Origin of the sequence: Collimonas sp. (assembly GCF_039923675.1) — a bacterium.
In the GTDB taxonomy this organism is placed as follows: Bacteria; Pseudomonadota; Gammaproteobacteria; order Burkholderiales; family Burkholderiaceae_D; genus Collimonas.
The window spans coordinates 13,022-32,854 of record NZ_JBDTCG010000011.1 but is presented as its reverse complement, the minus strand read 5'-3'; the positions used below and the strand labels follow the sequence as shown (position 1 = coordinate 32,854).

The window sequence follows — 19,833 nt, the reverse complement described above, 5'->3', positions numbered from 1 at the left end:
CTGGTTTCTCACCTGGCGGCTTGCGCGGCATGCGCCTGCCAGCCGCCGCCCAGCGCCTTGACCAGATAGACCGAGGTCAGCATCCGCTGGCCGTTGATCTGCACCACCTGGCGCTGGCTGGCCAGCAGCGTTTGCTGCGCCGTGATGACATCGAGATAAGTGTCGAGGCCACCGGAATAGCGGTCGTTGGCAAGATCGAGCACACGTTGCGAGCTGTGCACACTGGCTTCGGACTGTTTGCCGGCGCGCCCCAGCACCGCCAGGCCATCGATGCCATCTTCGACTTCCTGCATCGCCACCAGCACCGCTTGCCGGTAGCCGGCCACCGCGGCGGTGTAGGACGCTTCGGCAATTTTGACGCCGGCGCGGGTCTTGCCGGCATCGAACAAATTTTGGGTGAGCGAGGTGCCGAGCGACCACAGCAGGCTTGGCGCGCTCAGCAAATTGCCGATCTGGTTGCTGTCCCAGCCGCCATTCGGCTGTAGCAGAATGGTCGGGAAGTAGGCCACGCGAGCGATGCCGATGCCGGCATTGGCGGCTGCCATGGCGCGTTCGGCGGAAGCGACGTCCGGACGGCGCTGCAACAAATCGGAAGGCAGCCCGACCGGCAACGGCGACAAGTTCACCGTCATCAAGGTCAGCGCCGGTTCCAGCTTGAACTGCGGCGCCGGCGTGCCGGTCATGGTGGCCAGTGCATGCTCGTATTGCACACGCTGGTTTTGCAATAATTCAATCTGGGTCCTGTTGGTATCGAGCAGCGCTTGCTGCTGCGCCAGATCCAGGCCAGAGGCGACGCCCAGGTCGTGCCGGTCAGTGATGAATTCCAGGGCCTTCTCCTGCAAGGCGATGCCTTGGCGGACGACGTCGATTTCCGCATCGAGTTCACGCAGGTTGAAATAGTCGGCGGCCAGTTCCGACATCAGCACCAACCGGGCATTCTCAAAATCCGCGCCGGCTTGCTCGGAGGATGCGCGCGCCTGCTCTACTGTGCGGCGCACCCGGCCGAACAGGTCGGCTTCATAATTGACTGCAAAACCGAGCTGGAAATTGTTTTGTACGGTCGACTGGTTGGGTGTGCCGTAGGCGCTCAGCGGCCGGTTGGCAGAGATTTTTTGACGTGCGGCGCCGGTCTGCAGGTTCACTTGCGGGAACAGGCCGGCGGCACTGACCGTCACCTGTTGCCTGGCTTGTTCCAACCGCGCGGCGGCGATCCGCAAGGTCTGGTTTTGTTCCAGGGCCAGTTGCTCCAGCTGATTCAGCCTGGCATCCTGGAACGTCTCCCACCAGTTGCCTTTGAGCGCGCCATCGTCCGGCGCCGCAGCGTGAAACGGTTCTTCGGATTGCCAGGCCGCCGGCATCTCGAGCTCAGGCTTTTTATAATCCGGACCGCTGGCGCAGCCTGCCAGACAGGCGGCAGCGCTCAATATGACGAGGCGGCGCGCAGCTTTCATGACTTGGCCTTCAATGCCGCAGCTACGATTGCGGCTTTAGGCTGGACGATCGTCACTGCATCGTTGTCGGCCAGCGAATCCGGCGGGTTCAGCACCAGCTTGTCAGTCAGGCTGACGCCACTCAGGATTTCCAGTGAATTGCCAAGATCGTGACCGATAACAATCGGATGCAGCTTGATGCGCCCGTTGCCGTCGACCACGGCGATCCGCGTCCCTTCAGGGCGAAACAGGATGACGTTGGATGGCACGATCAGCACGTCGGAAGAACCGCCCAGCGGCAGCGCAACCTGCACATACGCGCCGGCCAGCAGCTTGTGCTCCTGGTTGGGCAGGTTGATTTCCATCTGCATGGTGCGGGTGGCGACATCGATCGCGCCGGCGGTGCGCACCACTTTGCCGCGGAAGGTCTGGCCCGGCATTTCGCTTTGCGTAATGTCGACCTGGTCGCCGATCTTGATGCGCTGCGCATACGTCTGCGGCACATACACATACACCCGCAGCTGGTCGACCTGGGCCAGGGTAAACAATGCCCTTCCGACGCCACCGTTGCCGGCGTCGATCAGGTCGCCGACATCGACGCTGCGGCGGGTCACCACGCCGGCAAACGGCGCGCTCACTTTCTTGAAGCCTTCCAGTTTCTGCAGCCGCCGCACATTGGCGTCTGCCGCAGCCAGATTGGCTTGCGCCTGGGTATAAGCACTGACGCGCTCGTTCAACTCCTGCTGCGTGACCGCGTCTTTCTTGCGCAGCGCTTCCCAGCGTTCGGCAGAAGTCTTGGCCAGATCGAGACTGGAAGCGGACTGTTCCCGGGCCGCCACTGCTTGCGACAATTGCTGGTCGACTTCAGGTGTATCGATATCGGCCAGCAATTCGCCTTTGGCGACAGTGGCGCCGATGTCCTTATACCAGTGCAAGACATAACCGCTGCTGCGCGCATACAGGGTGGATTCGATCATGCCTTGCAGGGTGCCTGGCAAGGTCACCGGCTGGCCGCCTGTAGCAGCCTTGGCATTGGTTACGGTCACATACAGAAGCGCATGTTCACTGGTCGCCGCAGCCAGGGCGCGGGCATGGACGATGCGCAGGGCTACCGTCACGATCGCCCCTAGCAACAGCAATAGGAGAATGACGGCGGCGATCAGCCTGGCGCGTTTGCGGATGGCAGCGCGCGGTGAAGGATGTGCTCCCGCCGCAACGCCCTGCCCGGCGTACGGTGGCTCGGCGCCATGGATGCCGAGAGCGGCGTGGCGTTTTTCAGACATTTCAGGAATCTCCCTCTGCGGCAGGCAATGGCGGATGTCGCGGGTTGCCGGCGCGCGCTGGCTTGCGGTGCGCCAGATGACGATGAATGCCGGCAAATACAATCGGCACGAAAAACAAAGTGGAAACCGTCGCAAACAGCAAGCCGCCGATCACCGCGCGGCCCAGCGGCGCATTTTGTTCGGCGCCTTCGCCGAAGCCGATCGCCATCGGGATCATGCCGATGATCATCGCCAGCGCCGTCATCAGCACCGGCCGGATGCGGGTGGCGCCGGCTTCCAGCGCGGCCGACAAGGGCGGTACGCCATCGTCCAGCCGTTTGCGGGCGAACGACACCATAAGGATACTGTTGGCGGTAGCGACTCCCATGGTCATGATGGCCCCGGTCAAGGCCGGCACGCTAAGCGTGGTGCCGGTCAGGAACAGCATCCAGGCAATCCCCGCCAGCGCCGCCGGCAATGCGGTGATGATAATGAATGGATCGACCCAGGATTGGAAGTTGATCACGATCAGCAGGTACACCAGCACGATCGCCATCAACAAGCCGATGCCGAGGCCGATGAATGAGGATTTCATGGTATCCACCTGGCCGCGGATCACGACATGGGTGCCGCGCGGCAGCTCGGCCCGCAGCTGGTCCACCAGCTTGTCGACGTCGCCTGAAACGCCGCCCAGATCGCGCCCTTCGGCGCTGACATACAGATCGACCACCGGCGTCACGTTGTAATGCGAGACATCGGCCAGTTGCCGCGCCGGCGCTACCTGCACCAGGTTGCTCAGCAGCTGGGTCGGCATGGCGCCGGCGCCGGCAGCAGCTGACGCCGCATTGGCGCCGACCGGCGTGCGCAGCAAGGCGTCCAGGCTGTCGACCTGGTATTGCGGCGTCTGTATCGCGATGTTGTAGACCACACCATTGGCAGGATTGAGCCAGAACGCCGGCGCGGTCTGGAAGCTGCCGGCCAGCGACACCAGCACATTCTGGGCAACGTCGATCGGGTTCAGCCCGAGCTGCTTGATCTGCAGCCGCTGCATGTCCAGCGCCAGCGTCGGCTGGTCCAGCTTTTGCAGGATATGCACATCGACCGCGCCGGGAACCAGCTTGACCTGCTTCATCAGTTTGCTGGCAAAAGCGTAGTTGACCGGCAGGTTGGCGCCGCTGATCTGGACGTCGAGCGCCGCCGGCAAGCCGAAATTCAAGATCTGGGTGACGATATCGGCGGGCTGGAAAAAGAATTCCATGCCAGGGAAACGCTTCGGCAGCTCGCGCCGCAAACGGTCCACATAGATTGCGCTCGGACGATGATCTTCACTCAGGGAAATCTGGATTTCGCCGTCCATGGTGCCGATGGTGCCGGCATTGCTATACGATAAATTGATACCGCTGTAGGGCAGCCCGAGGTTGTCCAGGATAGGGCCAAGCTCGCTGGCGGGAATGAGCTCGCGGATCACCTTTTCCACTTCGTCGGCAAGGCGCGCCGTTTCCTCGATGCGGGTGCCGGTGGGGGCCCGCATGTGCAGGCGGATCTGGCCGGAATCGACGCTCGGAAAGAAATCGCGCCCGGTGAAAAAAACCAGGCAGCAGGACAGCACGCAAAAACCCAGGAACAACGCGCTGAACATTTTACGGCGCGTCAGCAAGCTGGCCAGGATGACGATATAGCCGCCGCGGAAACGTTCGAAACCGGCATCGAAGCGGCGATAGATTTTTTGCAAAAGGTTAGGTTTGGCGGATGGGTCCGTGTGTGCGTTGTCCATCATCAGCATCACCATGGTCGGCACCAGCGTACGCGACAAGACATAGGATGCCAGCATGGCGAACACTACCGCTTCGGCCAGCGGCACGAACAGATAGCGCGCCACTCCGGTGAGGAAAAACATCGGTACGAACACGATGCAGATGCACAGCGTGGAGACAAACGCCGGCACCGCAATCTCGCCGGCGCCTTCAAGGATGGCTTTATGCAGATCCGAGCCCTGATGCAAATGGCGCTCGATATTCTCGATGGTGACCGTGGCGTCGTCGACCAGGATGCCGACCGCCAGCGCCAGTCCGCCCAGGGTCATGATGTTGATCGTTTCCCCCAGCGCATACAGCGCCAGCACCGACGCCAGGATCGAAAGCGGGATCGAGACGGCGATGATGCAGGTGCTGCGCCAGTTACCCAGGAACAGGAGAATCATTGCCGCGGTCAGGCAGGCCGCGATCACCGCCTCGCGGATCACGCCGCTGATGGCGGCCTTGACGAACAGCGACTGGTCGAACAAGGGCGTGATTTTCAAGTCTTCCGGCAGCGACTGCAGCGCTACCGGCAGGATCGCGCGCAACGTGCTGACAATATCCAGGGTCGATGAGCCGCCGTTTTTCAACACGGAAATCAGCACGCCGCGCTCACCGTTCTGGCGCACGATATTGGTTTGCGGCGAAAAACCGTCGCGCACCCGCGCCACTTCGGACAGATAGGTGGTGGCGCCATTCTTCGCCAGCACCGGGATATTGTTCAGGCCGGCGATCGTATCCGGCGAGCCGTTCATGCTGATATTGAATTCCGTGGTGTCGATCTTGGCGGTGCCCGATGGCAGGATCAGGTTTTGCGCATTGACGGCATTCACCACATCGGTCGGCGTCAGGCCTTTTGACAGCAGCGCCTTGGTATCCAGGTCGACCGAGATCACGCGCGACTTGCCGCCGTAGGGATAAGGAATAGCCGCGCCCGGCACCGTGATCAACTGCGGCCTCAGGAAATTGAGGGCGGTATCGCCCAGCGCCTGCTCGGTCATGGTCGGGCTCGACAACGCCAGCTGGATCACCGGGATGCTGGAGGCGGAGTATTTGATGATCAGCGGCGGAGTAATGCCAGGCGGCAACTGTCGCAATTGCGCCTGCTCGACCGCCACCACTTGCGCGATCGCAGTCTGGATGTTGGCGGTCGGCTGGAAGAAAATCTTGATGATGGAAATGCCGGCCAGCGAGTGCGACTCGATGTGCTCGATATCGTTGACGGTGGTGGTCAGGCCGCGCTCGTTGCTGGCAGCGATGCGCTGCCCCATGTCCTGCGCCGACAGGCCGTTATAGTTCCAGATGATGCTGATGACCGGGATGTTGATGTCCGGCAGGATGTCGGTCGCCATCTTGAACAGCACCACCGGCGTCGCCAATAGAACCAGCAACGCCATCACGATGAACGTATAGGGCCGCCGCAACGCAATTTGAACAATCCACATATCCGACAGATCCCACACAGATTAACGGCGTGGAGAGATGGTAGCGGAATTTTCATTGGCGGGCGTGGCCCCCCATGTATCAGAATTGTTTCAAGATTGCGACCTCATGTATTTGCACGTATTTACCTGTCATTGATTCAATACCATTCTTTCAACAAGGTCGATGCAAGGCTTGCAAGACCGCTCAAATTCCCCGGAACAACGGTTGCCGACGCTCGCTGAAAGCAGCCAGCCCTTCGCTGAAATCCTCGCTGGCGCAGGCTTGCCGGCGCAGTTCCGCAATCTGTTCCATGGCCTGCACCGGCAGCGGCTGCATGTCTTCCAGTATCCGCAACTGTTCCTTCACCGCCCGCACCGCCAACGGCGCCTTGGCGGCGATGCCGCGCGCCAGTTCGAGCGCGGTGGCTTCCAGCGTGCTGCTCTCGACCAGCCGATTGATGACGCCGAATTGCGCCGCGCGCTCGGCGCTCAGCGGCAAGGCGCAAAAGAACATCTCTTTCAAGACATGGATCGGCAGGTTGTGGAAGAAGCGCAGCAGCCCGCTGGTGGTATAGGGCAAGCCGATATTGGCAGGCGTCATGGCGAAACGCGCGCTGCGGTCGGCGACCACCAGGTCACAGCTCATCGCCAGGTCAACCGCGCCGCCCCATACCGATCCCGAGACCATCGCAATCACCACCCCGGGATAGGCACGCAGTGCACGCAACACCCGTTCCAACGGTTTGCCGTAGGCGATCGGATCGCGGTCGCGCGCCAGCTCGCCCAGATCGTGGCCGGCGCTCCATACTTCCTGGCCGATGCCGCTGCCAAGCAGCAGCACCGGCACGCGCTGTTCGGCGAGCTGCGCCAGCCGTTCTTCCAGCGCCTCCAGCAAATCGGCGCTGAGCGCATGGCGGCGTGCCGGGTTGCTAAAGATGATCTGGCCGATGCGCTCTTCAACAATGCGACTTGTAACTGTGACCGAATAGTCGTTCGTCATATTATTCATGCCGCCTCCGCCATTGGCGCTGCACCTTGATACGCCGCCTTGGACGCCAGCAGGGCGTCGATGGCGGCCTGGCCGAAACCCGCTTCCCGCAACACTTCTGCCGTATGCTCTCCGAGTGCGGGCGGTACGCGGCGGGTAACACGAACAGGAGCCGCCGCAACAGCGCCGTAACTGGACACCGGCGTCACTACCTGCCGTAGCGCGCCGAGCGTCGGATGCTCGGTGGTTTCCACCAGCCGGCAATGCAGCACCTGCGGATCGGCGAACACTTCGTCGACGGTATTGATCGGTCCGGCCGGCAGGCCGGCCTCGATGAACAGCTCGCTCCACTCGCGTTTGCTGCGGGTCTTCAGGCGCGCTTCCAATAATGTCTTCAATGCATCGCGATGCGCCACACGCGTCTCGTTGCTGGCGAAGCGCGGATCGTCCGGCAACCCCGGCAGTTCAAGCAGCTGACACAGGCGCAACCACATGTCGGCGGTGATCGGCGCCAGGTTAAGCGGACCGTCGGCAGTCTCGAATACGCCGTATGGCGCAATGACTGAATGGGCGTTGCCGGTACGCTGCGGAATCTCGCCCAGGCTCAGATAGCGCTGGCCGTGCACGCTCAGCAGACCGACCAGGCTGGCCAGCAGCGAACTGCCGACATGCTGGCCGCTGCCGGTGCGCTCGCGTTCCAGCAGCGCCGCCAGGATTGCGCTGGTCAGCCACATGCCCGAACTCATGTCGCCGATGGCGGTGCCGGTGCGGGTCGGATCGCCGTCGGCAAAGCCGGTCAGGCTCATCACCCCCGAATAGCCCTGGGCGATCTGGTCGAAGCCGGGCCAGCCGCTCAGCGGACCGTCGGCGCCAAACGCATTGATGCTGCCCATTACCAGTCGCGGGTTGCGTGCGCTCAGCACATCGTAGCCGAGGCCCATGGCAGCCATCGTGCCAGGCTTGAAATTCTCGATGACGACATCGGCGCCATCGATCAGCGTAAGCAAGGTCGCCAGGCCCTGCGGATTGCGCAAATCGAGGCAGATGCCGCGCTTGTTGCGGTTGCAGGACAGATAGTAGGTGCTGATGCCGCGGTCGAATGGCCCCCAGCTGCGGCTCATGTCGCCGCACGGCCCCGACTCCACCTTGATGACGTCGGCTCCCATGTCGGCCAGCGCCATGGAACAGAACGGCCCCGACAGCGCTCGACTGAGGTCGATGATCTTGATTCCTTGTAATGCTTGCATCTGTTGCTCCAATCGTAGTAATTGTTGACGCCTATTCCGGCAACTTCTGGTGACGTGTTTCCACCGCAAAAGGCAGGATCAGCAAGCCAGCCACGAACGCCGCCGCGGTCCAGGCCACCGGCAGGCCGAGCGAGCTTTGCCACTGGATTGCCGCCGCCAGCAGGAAGTTGACGCCGGCGCCGAGGAAGCGGCCGATGGAAGCATTGAAGGCGAACGCGGTGGCCCGGATCCGGGTCGGGTACAGTTCCGGCAGCCAGAGCGAGAAAATCGCGAAATTGCCGCCGAAGAAACCCAGGAACAGCAGCGACACCATGAACAGCTTGAGACCGTCCGCCAGATAGAACACCCAGCCGAAGGCAAATACGATGGAGACTGCCATGCCGGTGAAATAGATGCCGAGCGCGGTCCTGCGTCCCAGCCGTTCTGCCAGCCATGGCGCCGCCAGGCAGCCGAGAATCGTCGCGAACGAGAGGATCGCCGCGCCGATGGAAGCCAGATGCACGGCGCCGATATGATCGACGCCGGCGCGCGTCGCCAGGGTGACCACCGCGCTGGCTTCATAGACCGAACCGGCCCACAAGCCGACCACCGCAACCCCGACCAGCGACGCGCTGGTGATGGTGCGGCGGCGGAACGCCGGCGAAAACAATTCACAGAACGAGCTGCGCGCGCCGCTGCTGACGGCGGCCACTGCCTTGTGCCCGGCCTTGCTCCATTGCCCCGGCTCTTTCACCCGCAGCACGGTGAAGACGGCCAGCAGCGCCGGCGCCAGGCCGCACAAGAACATCGCACGCCAGCCGTAGGTGGCGCCGACCGTATAGTTGAGCCAGGCGGCGATGAAAAAGCCGACGTAATAACCGGTTTGCAGATAACCCGCGCCCATCTTGCGCCGGTCTTCGGGCCAGCTTTCCGCCACATAGGTACCGGCCAGCGCCCACTCGCCGCCAACGCCGATGCCGGCGATAAGACGAAATACCGCCAGCTCCCAGACATTGTGGGAAAACGCGGCGGCGCCGGTAAACACGGAATAGATCAGGATGCTGGCGGCCAGGGTCTTGACCCGGCCGAAGCGGTCGGCCAGCGGCCCCCAGATGAACGACAAACCCCAGCCGATCAGGAATAGCGCAAACAGGATCGAGCCGTACATGCCCAGATTGCCGGGGGTGGCGGCGATGCCCGAGGCCGGCAGCAACTCGGTCAGCGCCGGAATCAGCACCAGCGCGTAGATCACCGAATCGACGCCGTCCAGCACCCAGCCTGAATACACCGCCCAGAAGCCGCCGATTTGCTCACGGCTCAGGGGCGTGCGGCGCGGTTTGATGCCGGCGGTGACCTCCGCCTCCTGTAGCGCAATTACCTTGTCCATACTTGTCTCCTTGTCGGCCTGTATTGGCCGCGGTTTTGTGTTTTGTGAGCCAAGTATAGAAAAACGATCAATAATTTAAAAATATGTTATTCCGCTAGCTTCATAGGATTAACGTATAGGATGGCAACACAAGATCAACCGTCAAAAGGAGCCGGAAATGGACTTGCGGCAGTTACGGTATTTCGTGAAAGTGGTTGAGTGCGGCAATGTCACGCATGCCAGCGAGGCGTTGCATATTGCCCAGCCGGCGGTCAGCCAGCAGATGCGCAACCTGGAACGCGACCTCGGCATGCAGTTACTGGAACGCAGTGTGCACGGGGTAGCGCCGACCGCAGCCGGCCTGACGTTGTATCGCCATGCGCAAGAACTGCTGCGGCAAGCCGACGGCACGCGTGAATTGCTGCGCCAGGATGCTGAATTCCCGCAGGGGAAAGTCTCGGTCGGCATGCCGTCCAGCACCTCGCGGGTGCTGGCGATTCCGCTGGCGCGCATGGTGCGCGAGCGCTATCCCGGCATCGTGCTGGAACTGATCGAAGCGCCCAGCGCCGACCTCAGCGGCCTGATCGGCGGCGGCCGGGTCGAACTGGCGGTGGTGGCCGACGCGGTGGAGACGCGCGGCGTCGCCGCGCAGCGCCTGATCAGCGAAGCCCTGCATTTGATCGCCTGGCCGGATTTTCCGCTGCCGGCCGCACCGGTAAAACTGGCCGACCTGGCGCGCATGCCGCTGATCCTGCCGAGCGCGCCGAACTCGATCCGCAGCCGCGTTGACTGGGCCCTGAGCGAAGCCGGCTTGTCTTGCGAGGTGCGCTTCGAAGCCAGCTCGACGGCGCTGCTGTTCGCGGCGGTCATCGCCCGGCTCGGCGTCACCGTACTGCCGTGGTCCGCCGCGCATGTCGAGCTGGATGAACACAAGCTCAAGCTGGCCAAGGTCGACCATCGGCTGTTTTCACGCGAGCTGTCGCTCTGCTGGCATGACACCGAATTGCTGAGCAACGCGGTGCAAAAGGTCAAGGCGATTATTGTGGAATTATTCGAGGTGCTGGGCCGACGCCCTGAATGGGCGGCGGCAAAGAATAAAGCCTGAAAGCAGCAACGGCAGGCGCCTATTCAAAATCCGTCGCAGCGACAAACACAGCTAGCAGCGATTCAAGCCCTTGCAGGTCTTCAGGACGGAAGCGGTTCAAAGTCGGACTATCGATATCGAACACGCCATACAGCTTGCCGTCCTTGATCACCGGGATGACGATTTCAGCGTTCGACGCCGAGTCGCAGGCGATATGCCCGGGGAAGGCATGCACGTCCGGCACCAGCACCGATTGACGGCTGACGGCGGCGGCGCCACAGACGCCGCGGCCGAACTGGATGCGGGCGCAGGCGACCTTGCCCTGGAACGGGCCGACCAGCAATTCCTGTTGATCGCCATGGTTGCTTGCCGCTCCACGCGGCTTCACCCAATAGAAACCGACCCAGTTGAGATCCGCCACGGTCTGGTAAACGAAGGCGGAAAACTGCGCCGCATTGGAAGTCTGGTCGCGCTCGTTGTCGAGAACGCTGACGGCCTGGCGCGCCAGGAGAGCGTAATCGACATCGATCTCTGCAGTGGTAGAAGTAAACATGGTTATCCCTTGAAAATGTGCCGCAAGTTTACACGCAAACGACTATTTTCTTTTGCCGCGCGTAAGCGTAAAGAAAACATGGCCGACCCAATTTATCTTGGCCAGCGGCGGTGTTTTTTTGACAGCGCGGTTGAAATTATCATGGAAACAATTTCGACAATATCAAGCTGGTAAAAGTGACAGCTTTATTTTATTGCCGGTTGGCTATACTTAGCCGGTACTTAATTTGTTATTAATTTTTCCTGCACTGGATATTTTCAATAAAATTTTCGCTCGCGTTTTCTCGGACATATCGACTCTGTCTTGAGCGCGGACCAGATTGGGGAGTAAACCGAGTCATGGCAAGACAGACTTACCCCGCTACAGAAAAAAACGCGTCGAGACACGCATCCGTGGCCATGTCGACGGCGCCGATGTGCAATCTGACTGAAGGCTATGTTGCAGCAGCCATGCGATGGGGATAGAAGCGCTTGAAAGCGCTGCCGACATGGCGGACCGAGTTGAGCGCCAACTCCAAGACCGCTTGCATCGCGCGCACCGGGCCCACGAACAATCCGGGATCCGTTAGTCCTGATCATTCATCCCAGCTACATGCGCCATGAACTCACTCTGGCGCGGAGACCGCTTTTTCTTTTTTTTTCGGAGAATCCCATGAGCAAAACCTATCGTCTGATTTGGAGCAAATCGCAAGGCGGGCTGGTGGTGGTGTCGGAACTTGCCAAGTCTAGCGGCAAAGGACGCGCCGGCCAGCTGGTATCGACCGGCGCCGACGTTGATTCCCCGCTTTCGACGGGCCGGCAATCCATCAGCTATGGCAACGTCGCGCCGCAACGGCGCCCACTGCCGGCTCTGCTGGCGCTGGCGACCGGCGGCTTGCTGGCCTTGAACGGCTCGGCCGCCTGGGCCACTTGTACACCGGCCAATCCGGCAGACGGTGCAACGGTCACCTGCTCCGGCGCCGCACCGCTGCTGGCGCCCTCTTACAGCAGCGCTGCCAACAACCTGACGGTGAACGTGAATAGCGGCGCCAGCGCGGGGGTGTTGTTGGGGCTACTTGGCACCGCGATGAACTTGACCGGCAATAACGTCACCCTCAACAACGCCGGCACGATCGATCCGTCGCTGCTCGGCATCGGCAGCCTGCTGTCGACCGGCACCGTGATCGGCAACGCCGCAGCCAGCACAGTTAGCGTTAACAACAGCGGCACCATGAAAGGCACCAGCGGCATACTCGGGGTTAACCTGCCGAACCTGAACGGGGTGGCATTGGCGGTGCAGAACGGCACCGGCGGCATCAGCAACATTTCCAACAGCGGCACGCTCGGCACCACGCCCTTGCTGGGGGTCTCGTTGTTGGCTTCGGACGCTCCGGTGGTTGCCGCGTACGGCGGCGGCCAGGTCAATTTCGTCAACACCAGCACCGCAACCATCGACGGCCGGGTAGCGTTCCAGGCTTCGGGTACTCCCGGCGCCGGCAATACCTTCATCAATGCCGGCACCATCAACGGCAGCGTATCGATGGGCGCCGCCAGCAGCAATACCTTTACCGCGGTGACCGGTTCATCGGTCAATACCGCCGGCAGCCTCGGCCTCAACCTGCTCAATGTGCTCGGCCTGAATCTCGGCTTTGCAGCGACCGGAACGGTGGACGGCGGCGCTGGTGGCAACAATACCCTGCTTCTGCAAAATTCGGCCACCGGGACCGGCAGCGGCACTACCGGCGCAGGCACGATTACCAGTGGCACCTATATCAACTTCCAGCATCTGGGCATGAACAGCGGTACCTGGACCCTGAGCGGCGCGCAAACATTCCAGGATGCGGCCTTGAATGGCGGCGTGGCGGTCTTCGATAACTCAGCCTCGTTCGGAACCGGCGCCATCACTGCCAACGGCGGCGCCATCCAGGCCAGCGCCGGCGGACTCAACGTCGGCAACGCCGTCAGCCTGCTAGGCGGCGGGCTGACGGTGCAAGGAGCCAACAACCTGACCATATCGGGCCTGATCAGCGGCAGCGGCGGGCTCACCAAGAACGACGCCGGCGTAATGACTCTGAGCGGCGCCAATACCTACAGCGGCAACACCAACCTTAACGCCGGCGGACTGATCCTGGGGAACACAACGGCACTCGGCAGCGGCCCACTGGCGGTGGGCGGCTCGGCGACGCTCGATACCAATACCGGACTCACTCTCGGCAACAGCATCACGCTCGCAAGCGGCGCCAACCTGACTCTGGCGGGTAGCAATAACCTGGGCCTGGGCGGTGTGATTTCCGGCGCCGGCGGCCTGATCAAGAATGGCGCGACCACCACCACGCTGACCGCAGCGAATACCTATACCGGCGGCACCACGATCAATGCCGGCACGCTGGCCTTGGGCGCCGGCGGCAGCCTGGCGGCAACCGGTGCGGTGAATATCGCGGGGGCCGGAGCAGGCTTCGATATCTCGGCAGGCGGCAACCAGACCATCGGCTCGCTGGCCGGGGTGGCCGGCAGCACGGTAGCGCTGGGTGCGAATACATTGACCTTCGGCGATGCCACCAACCAGACCTTTGGCGGCGTCATCGGCGGCACGGGCGACCTGGTCAAGCAAGGCGCCGGCACCGAAACGTTAACTGGCGCCAATACCTTTACCGGCGGCGCGACAATCAACGCCGGCACCTTGGCCATAGGCGCCGGCGGCAGCCTGGCGCCGACAGTGGCGGTCAACGTCAATGGCGCCGGAGCCGGTTTTGACATCTCCGCCGGCGGCAATCAAATCATCGGTTCACTCGCCGGCGTTGCGGGCAGTACCGTCGCGCTGGGTGCAAATACCCTGACCTTCGGTAATGCGGGCAATCAAACCTTTGGTGGCGCCATCGGCGGCACGGGCGGACTGGTCAAGCAAGGCGCCGGCACTGAAACGCTAACTGGCGCCAATACCTTTACCGGCGTCGCGACAATCAACGCCGGTACGCTGGCCATAGGCGCCGGCGGCAGCCTGGCGCCGAGCGTGGCGGTCAATGTCGCCGCTGCAGGCGCCGGCCTGGACATCTCGGCCGGCGGCAATCAAACCATCGGTTCCCTGGCAGGCGTGGCGGGCAGCACAATTGCGCTAGGCGCCAACAACCTGATCTTCGGCGATGCCACCAACCAGACTTTCGGCGGCGTCATCGGCGGTACGGGCGGGCTGCTCAAGCAAGGCGCCGGCACGGAAACCCTGACCGCCGCCAATACCTTTACCGGAAGCGCAACGATCGATGCCGGCAAGCTGGTCTTGGGCGCCGGCGGCAGCCTGGCGCCAAGCGTCGCCGTCAATCTCGCCGGCGCAGGGGCAGGCTTCGACTTGTCTGCCGCCGGCAACCAAACCGTCGGCTCGCTGGCCGGCGTTGCCGGCAGCACGGTGGCATTGGGCGCCAACACCCTGACCTTCGGTAATGCGGGCAACCAAACCTTTGGCGGCGTCATCGGCGGTACTGGCGGACTAGTCAAGCAAGGCACCGGTACTGAAACTTTAACCGGCACGAATACTTTTACCGGCGGCGCCACGATCAATGCCGGCACCTTGGCACTGGGTGCCGGCGGCAGCCTGGTTCCGAGCGTCGCGGTCAATGTCGCGGGCGTCGGCGCCGGCTTTGACATTTCCGCCGGCGGCAATCAAACCATCGGCTCCCTGGCCGGCGTAGCCGGCAGCACAGTAGCGCTGGGCGCAAATATTCTGACCTTGGGCGACGCCACCAATCAAACCTTTGGCGGCGCTATCGGCGGCACGGGTGGCTTGGTCAAGCAAGGCAGCGGTACGGAAACCTTGACCGGCGCCAATACCTTCACCGGCGGCGCAACGATCAATGCCGGCACGCTGGCCTTGGGCGCCGGCGGCAGCCTGGCGGCAACCGGCGCGGTGAATATTGCGGGGGCCGGAGCAGGCTTCGATATCTCGGCAGGCGGCAACCAGACCATCGGCTCGCTGGCCGGGGTGGCGGGCAGCACCGTGGCATTGGGCGCCAATACCCTGACCTTCGGTAATGCCGGCAACCAAACCTTTGGCGGCGTCATCGGCGGCACGGGTGGACTGGTCAAGCAGGGGACTGGCACGGAAACCCTGACAGCGGCCAATACCTTCACCGGCGGCGCAACGATCAATGCCGGCACCTTGGCCATAGGCGCCGGCGGCAGCCTGGCGCCGACAGTGGCGGTCAACGTCGATGGCGCCGGAGCCGGTCTTGATATTTCTGCCGGCGGCAATCAGACCATCGGCTCTCTGGCCGGAGTAGCCGGCAGCACCGTGGCGCTGGGAGCAAATACCCTGACCTTCGGCGATGCCACCAATCAAACCTTTGGCGGCGTCATCGGTGGTACGGGCGGACTGGTCAAACAAGGCGCCGGTACCGAAACTTTAACCGGCGCCAATACCTTTACCGGCGGCGCCACGATCAACGCCGGAACCCTGGCCATAGGCGCCGGCGGCAGCCTGGCGCCGACAGTGGCGGTCAATGTCGCCGCTGCAGGCGCCGGCCTGGACATCTCGGCCGGCGGCAATCAAACCATCGGTTCTCTGGCAGGCGTGGCGGGCAGCACGGTCGCACTGGGCGCCAACACATTGACTTTCGGCGACGCCACCAATCAAACCTTTGGCGGCGTGATCGGCGGCACCGGCGGATTGGTCAAACAAGGTTCCGGGGCTGAAACCCTCACCGGCGCCAATACCTTTACCGGCAGCGCCACAATCAATGCCGGCGAACTGATCCTGGGCGCGGGCGGCAGCTTGGCGCCGACTGTCGCCGTCAATATCGCCGGCGCAGGCGCGGGGCTGGATATCTCCGGCGGCGGCAACCAGACCATCGGTTCACTCGCCGGCGTGGCAGGCAGCACCGTCGCGTTAGGCGCTAACACGTTGACCTTCGGCGATGCGACCAACCAGACTTTTGGTGGCGTCATCGGCGGCAGCGGCGGCCTGGTCAAGCAAGGTTCCGGCACTGAAACCCTGACCGGAGCCAGCACCTTCAGCGGCGGCACCGCCCTCAATGGCGGCGGGCTGGTGCTGGGCAATAGCGCCGCCATCGGTAGTGGCGCCTTGACCGTCGGTGCCGCGGCAACGCTGGACAACAGCACGCCTTTGACATTGAACAATGCCATCGTGCTGAATGCCGGCCTGACGGTAGCCGGCAGCAATGACCTGACCTTGAGCAACGTCGTCTCCGGCAGCGGCAGCCTGACCAAGGATGGCGCCGCCAACCTGACGCTGGGCAACGCCAACACCTATAGCGGCGGCACGATCCTCAACGGCGGCGCCATCATCGTCGGCAACAACGCGGCGCTCGGCACCGGCGCCCTGACGCTGAACGGCGGCGTCCTTGACCTGAACGGCTTCCAGGTGACGACTGGCGGCCTCAATGGCAATGGCAACGGCAACGTGAATCTGGGCAGCGGCGGCCTGACGGTGAACGGCGGCGGCGCTTACGGCGGCGTGATGTCGGGTAGCGGTTCGCTGACCAAGGGCGGCAGCGATACCTTGACCCTGACCGGCACCAACAACTATAGCGGCGGCACCACCATCAATAGCGGCACCCTGCAGATCGGCAATGGCGGTACGAGCGGCAGCTTGGCCGGCAACGTCGTCGACAACGGCACGCTGACCTTCAACCGTTCCGACAACACCACCTTCTCCGGTGTGATCAGCGGCAGCGGCGGCGTCACCAAGCTTGGCGCCGGCGTGCTGGACCTGAGCGGCGTCAGCACCTTCAGCGGACCAACCGCAGTGAACGGCGGCACGCTGGCGGTCAGCGGCTCGATCGCCAATTCGACGGTCACGGTGAACACCGGCGGCACGCTCCAAGGGCCTGGCGCCATCGGCGGCCTGGTGGTCAACAACGGCGGCACCGCCGCCATCGCCGGCGTTGGCCAACCGATCGGCAGCCTGACGGTGGCCGGCAACGCCACCTTCAATCCGGGATCGACTTACCGGGTGCAAGCGACGGCGCAGCAAGCCGACGTGATCAACGTCGCCGGCGCCGCAACCTTGAACGGCGGCACGGTGCAGGTGCTGGCTGCAACCGGCGACTACAAACCGAGCAACAACTACACCATCCTGAACGCCAAAGGAGGCGTCACCGGCGCGTTCTCGGGAGTCACCACCAACCTGGTGTTCCTGACCCCGAGCCTGAGCTACGATGCCAGCAACGTCACCCTGACGCTGCTGCGCAACCAGGTCCGCTTCCAGCAGGCGGCAAACACTTCGAACGAGTTCAATGTGGCAGGCGCGGTCACCACACTGGGCGGCGGCAACACCATCTACGACACCGTTACCTCGCTCGATATCGGATCGGCACGGGCGGCCTTCGACAGCCTCTCGGGCGAGATCTACGCCAGCGCCAACAGCGTCCTGATCGAAGACAGCCGCTACCTGCGCGATGCGGTGACGGCGCGCGCGCGCCAGGCGTCGGCGCCACGCTCCGGCGTGCTGTCGGCACTGGCGACAGGTGGCGCGGCAAGCTGCGTGACGGATAGCGCAACCCAGACCAACAGCCAGCTGAACACCGACAACGCCTGCAATGACGACCGGCGCAACGCCCAGGTGGTATGGGGCCAGCTGTATGGCGCCAAGAGCAAGCTCGGCGGTGAGAACGGCAGCGCCGATGTGGACCGCAGCGGCAGCGGCTTCATCATCGGCGCTGATACGCCGTTGAATGATCAATGGCGGATCGGCGTTGCCGGCGGCATCGGCCACTCATCGTTCGACACCAGCCGCGCCAACGGATCGGCCTCGGTCGACAGCTATCATCTGGCGCTGTACGGCGGCGCCCGGTTCGGCGCAGTCGGTGTGCGGCTGGGAACCGCTTATACCTGGAACAAGCTGGACGTCGACCGCAGTATCGTCTTCCCGAGTTTTGCCGACAGCACCAAGTCCAGCTATGACGCTCACACCACCCAGGTCTTCGGCGAAGTGGGCTACGGTATCGCCGCCGGCCAGGTGGCGCTGGAACCGTTCGCCGGCCTGGCTTATGTCAATTTGCGCAGCAATGGCATCAGCGAAAACGGCGGTCCTGCCGCGCTGAACAGCGGCAGCCAAAGCCAGAACGTGACGTTCTCCACTCTCGGCCTGAGAGTCGGCAGCCGTCTTGGCGCCGCCAATTCGACCGTGACGGTGCATGGCACGGTCGGCTGGCGGCACGCATTCGGCGACGTCACGCCTGTCACCCAATTGGCTTTCAAGAGCAACGGGGCGGCGGCATTCGACGTCAGCGGGGTGCCGGTGGCGCGCGACGGCTTGCTGCTGGAAACCGGCATCGACGTCAATGTCAGCAAGAGCGTCACGCTGGGTCTGGGCTACTCCGGCCAGTTTGGCGACAAAGTCAGGGACAACGCCATCAAGGCCAATGTGTTGTGGAAATTTTAAGTAATCGTGGATAACGCCGGCCGCTCAATCAAGCTGCCGCTTGGGTTGACGCCGCAAGATCCGGGCGCGTTTATTTAACCCGTCACATAGCGCAAACCATGCGGGGTATGGTTCCATACCCCGCTCTTCCTTTCCCGCCCAGGCCGCCCCATACAATTCCTTGATACAGTTTCGTGCGCATTTCTGCGAAAATGCCGCACTGCATAATGATGAATATTGTAGAAAAATAAATAATTCATTGCAGCTCTCGAAGACTTCTCACGCGTAAGGTTGTAAATGTTGAAATACCTGGTTGTACTCTCCTGCGCGCTCGGCCTGAGCGCATCCCATGCCACTGACATCACCGGTGCCGGATCGACGGCAGCGGCGCCGCTGTATCTGAAATGGGACGCCGCTTATAACAAGAAGACCGGCAACAAGCTGGCCTACGAATTGATCGGCTCCTCCGCCGGCATCAAGAAAATCAAGGAAGGCACGACCGATTTCGGCGCCAGCGATGCGCCGATGTCTGCCGCCGACCTGAAGAAATTCAACCTGCTGGATTTTCCTACGGTGATTTCCGGCGTCGTGCCGATCATCAATCTGCCCGGAATCAAGGAGGGCGAAATGCGCCTGACCGCGGAGATCATGGTCGGCATCTATCTGGGCAAGATAGACAAATGGAACGACGTGGCGATCGCCAAAGAGAATCCGAAGCTGACGTTGCCGAATCTGCGCATCGTACCGCTGGCGCGCGCCGACGGGTCCGGCACCACTTATACCCTGACCGACTATTTCAGCAACGTCAACCCGGAATGGAAACAGCAGTACGGCCGTAATTTCAGCATTGCCTGGCAAGCCGATGTCAAAACCATCAAGGGCACCGCCGACCTGGTCAGCGCCTTGAAAAAAACATCGGGCGCCATCGGCTACGCCGAGTACGCCTACGTCATCGAAAACAACCTGAACTATACCCAGCTGAAAAACCATGACGGCCAGTTCGTCAGGCCGAACGCCAACTCCTTCAACAGCGCGCTGGCCAACAGCAACTGGAAGACTACCGGCAACTTTGAAGAGATGTTGACGGACAAGCCGGGTTCCGGCAGCTGGCCGGTTACCGGCGCCACTTATGTCTATCTACCGCGCGTGACCAGCCGGCCGGAACAAAGCAAGGCCGTGATCCAGTTCTTTACCTGGGCCTTCTTGGAAGGCGACGATATTGCCAACAGCCTGGACTACGTGCGCCTGCCTGACAATGTGCAGGCGCGCGTAGTGCACGAAATGTCCGGCGTTGTCGATGCCAAGGGCAAGCAACTGACGATTCCGATTTTCCTGAAATAAGCGAGTCTGAACT

The 19,833-nt window shown here is 62.5% G+C and carries 10 protein-coding genes; 3 read left to right on the top strand and 7 right to left on the bottom strand.

Annotated elements, in window-relative coordinates:
* Window positions 1-8: 8 nt before the first annotated feature.
* The 6 genes from ABI171_RS02155 to ABI171_RS02130 all read right to left on the bottom strand — a co-directional run bounded on the left by ABI171_RS02155 (window position 9) and on the right by ABI171_RS02130 (window position 9,513).
* Window positions 9-1,451 (bottom strand): efflux transporter outer membrane subunit, encoded by a 1,443-nt coding sequence (locus tag ABI171_RS02155; protein WP_348090976.1) that lies wholly within the window; start codon window positions 1,449-1,451, stop codon window positions 9-11.
* A complete protein-coding gene (locus ABI171_RS02150) occupies window positions 1,448-2,713 on the bottom strand; it encodes an efflux RND transporter periplasmic adaptor subunit (RefSeq protein WP_348090975.1) in 1,266 nt (421 codons plus the stop codon). The genes ABI171_RS02155 and ABI171_RS02150 overlap by 4 nt, the downstream gene beginning before the upstream one ends.
* A 1-nt stretch (window position 2,714) precedes the next feature.
* Window positions 2,715-5,933: an efflux RND transporter permease subunit gene (locus tag ABI171_RS02145; RefSeq protein ID WP_348090974.1), complete on the bottom strand. Its 3,219-nt coding sequence runs from the start codon at window positions 5,931-5,933 to the stop codon at window positions 2,715-2,717.
* Window positions 5,934-6,117: 184 nt separating this feature from the next.
* The gene (gene scpB / locus ABI171_RS02140) at window positions 6,118-6,921 is read right to left on the bottom strand and encodes a methylmalonyl-CoA decarboxylase (RefSeq protein WP_348090973.1); all 804 of its coding nucleotides are present in this window, start codon (window positions 6,919-6,921) and stop codon (window positions 6,118-6,120) included.
* Window positions 6,918-8,147 (bottom strand): CaiB/BaiF CoA-transferase family protein, encoded by a 1,230-nt coding sequence (locus tag ABI171_RS02135; RefSeq protein WP_348090972.1) that lies wholly within the window; start codon window positions 8,145-8,147, stop codon window positions 6,918-6,920. Before ABI171_RS02135 ends, scpB begins: the two co-directional genes overlap by 4 nt.
* A gap of 31 nt (window positions 8,148-8,178) precedes the next feature.
* Window positions 8,179-9,513 carry an MFS transporter gene (locus ABI171_RS02130; protein ID WP_348090971.1) on the bottom strand — a complete coding sequence of 445 codons (1,335 nt, stop codon included), beginning with the start codon at window positions 9,511-9,513 and terminating at the stop codon, window positions 8,179-8,181.
* Between the two features lie 157 nt (window positions 9,514-9,670).
* Here ABI171_RS02130 and ABI171_RS02125 point away from each other — a divergent pair, with 157 nt between their 5' ends.
* Window positions 9,671-10,597, top strand: a complete 927-nt coding sequence (locus tag ABI171_RS02125; protein ID WP_348090970.1) for a LysR substrate-binding domain-containing protein — start codon at window positions 9,671-9,673, stop codon at window positions 10,595-10,597.
* Between the two features lie 19 nt (window positions 10,598-10,616).
* Here ABI171_RS02125 and ABI171_RS02120 read toward each other — a convergent pair whose 3' ends face one another.
* A complete protein-coding gene (locus tag ABI171_RS02120) occupies window positions 10,617-11,129 on the bottom strand; it encodes a GAF domain-containing protein (protein ID WP_348090969.1) in 513 nt (170 codons plus the stop codon).
* Window positions 11,130-11,780: 651 nt separating this feature from the next.
* Between ABI171_RS02120 and ABI171_RS02115 the strand changes: the two genes are divergently transcribed.
* Both ABI171_RS02115 and pstS read left to right on the top strand, forming a co-directional pair.
* Complete coding sequence (locus ABI171_RS02115; RefSeq protein WP_348090968.1) at window positions 11,781-18,500, top strand: autotransporter-associated beta strand repeat-containing protein; 6,720 nt, start codon at window positions 11,781-11,783, stop codon at window positions 18,498-18,500.
* Between the two features lie 276 nt (window positions 18,501-18,776).
* Complete coding sequence (pstS, locus tag ABI171_RS02110; RefSeq protein WP_348090967.1) at window positions 18,777-19,820, top strand: phosphate ABC transporter substrate-binding protein PstS; 1,044 nt, start codon at window positions 18,777-18,779, stop codon at window positions 19,818-19,820.
* The last annotated feature ends 13 nt before the right edge of the window (window positions 19,821-19,833 follow it).

Excerpts from the sequence above, each read along its gene's own strand:
- ABI171_RS02150 (WP_348090975.1), bottom strand. The coding sequence starts at position 2,713 with ATGTCTGAAAAACGCCACGCCGCTCTCGGCATCCATGGCGCCGAGCCA.
- pstS (WP_348090967.1), top strand. The coding sequence starts at position 18,777 with ATGTTGAAATACCTGGTTGTACTCTCCTGCGCGCTCGGCCTGAGCGCA.
- ABI171_RS02135 (WP_348090972.1), bottom strand. The coding sequence starts at position 8,147 with ATGCAAGCATTACAAGGAATCAAGATCATCGACCTCAGTCGAGCGCTG.
- ABI171_RS02115 (WP_348090968.1), top strand. The coding sequence starts at position 11,781 with ATGAGCAAAACCTATCGTCTGATTTGGAGCAAATCGCAAGGCGGGCTG.
- ABI171_RS02155 (WP_348090976.1), bottom strand. The coding sequence starts at position 1,451 with ATGAAAGCTGCGCGCCGCCTCGTCATATTGAGCGCTGCCGCCTGTCTG.
- ABI171_RS02130 (WP_348090971.1), bottom strand. The coding sequence starts at position 9,513 with ATGGACAAGGTAATTGCGCTACAGGAGGCGGAGGTCACCGCCGGCATC.
- ABI171_RS02120 (WP_348090969.1), bottom strand. The coding sequence starts at position 11,129 with ATGTTTACTTCTACCACTGCAGAGATCGATGTCGATTACGCTCTCCTG.
- ABI171_RS02145 (WP_348090974.1), bottom strand. The coding sequence starts at position 5,933 with ATGTGGATTGTTCAAATTGCGTTGCGGCGGCCCTATACGTTCATCGTG.
- ABI171_RS02125 (WP_348090970.1), top strand. The coding sequence starts at position 9,671 with ATGGACTTGCGGCAGTTACGGTATTTCGTGAAAGTGGTTGAGTGCGGC.
- scpB (WP_348090973.1), bottom strand. The coding sequence starts at position 6,921 with ATGAATAATATGACGAACGACTATTCGGTCACAGTTACAAGTCGCATT.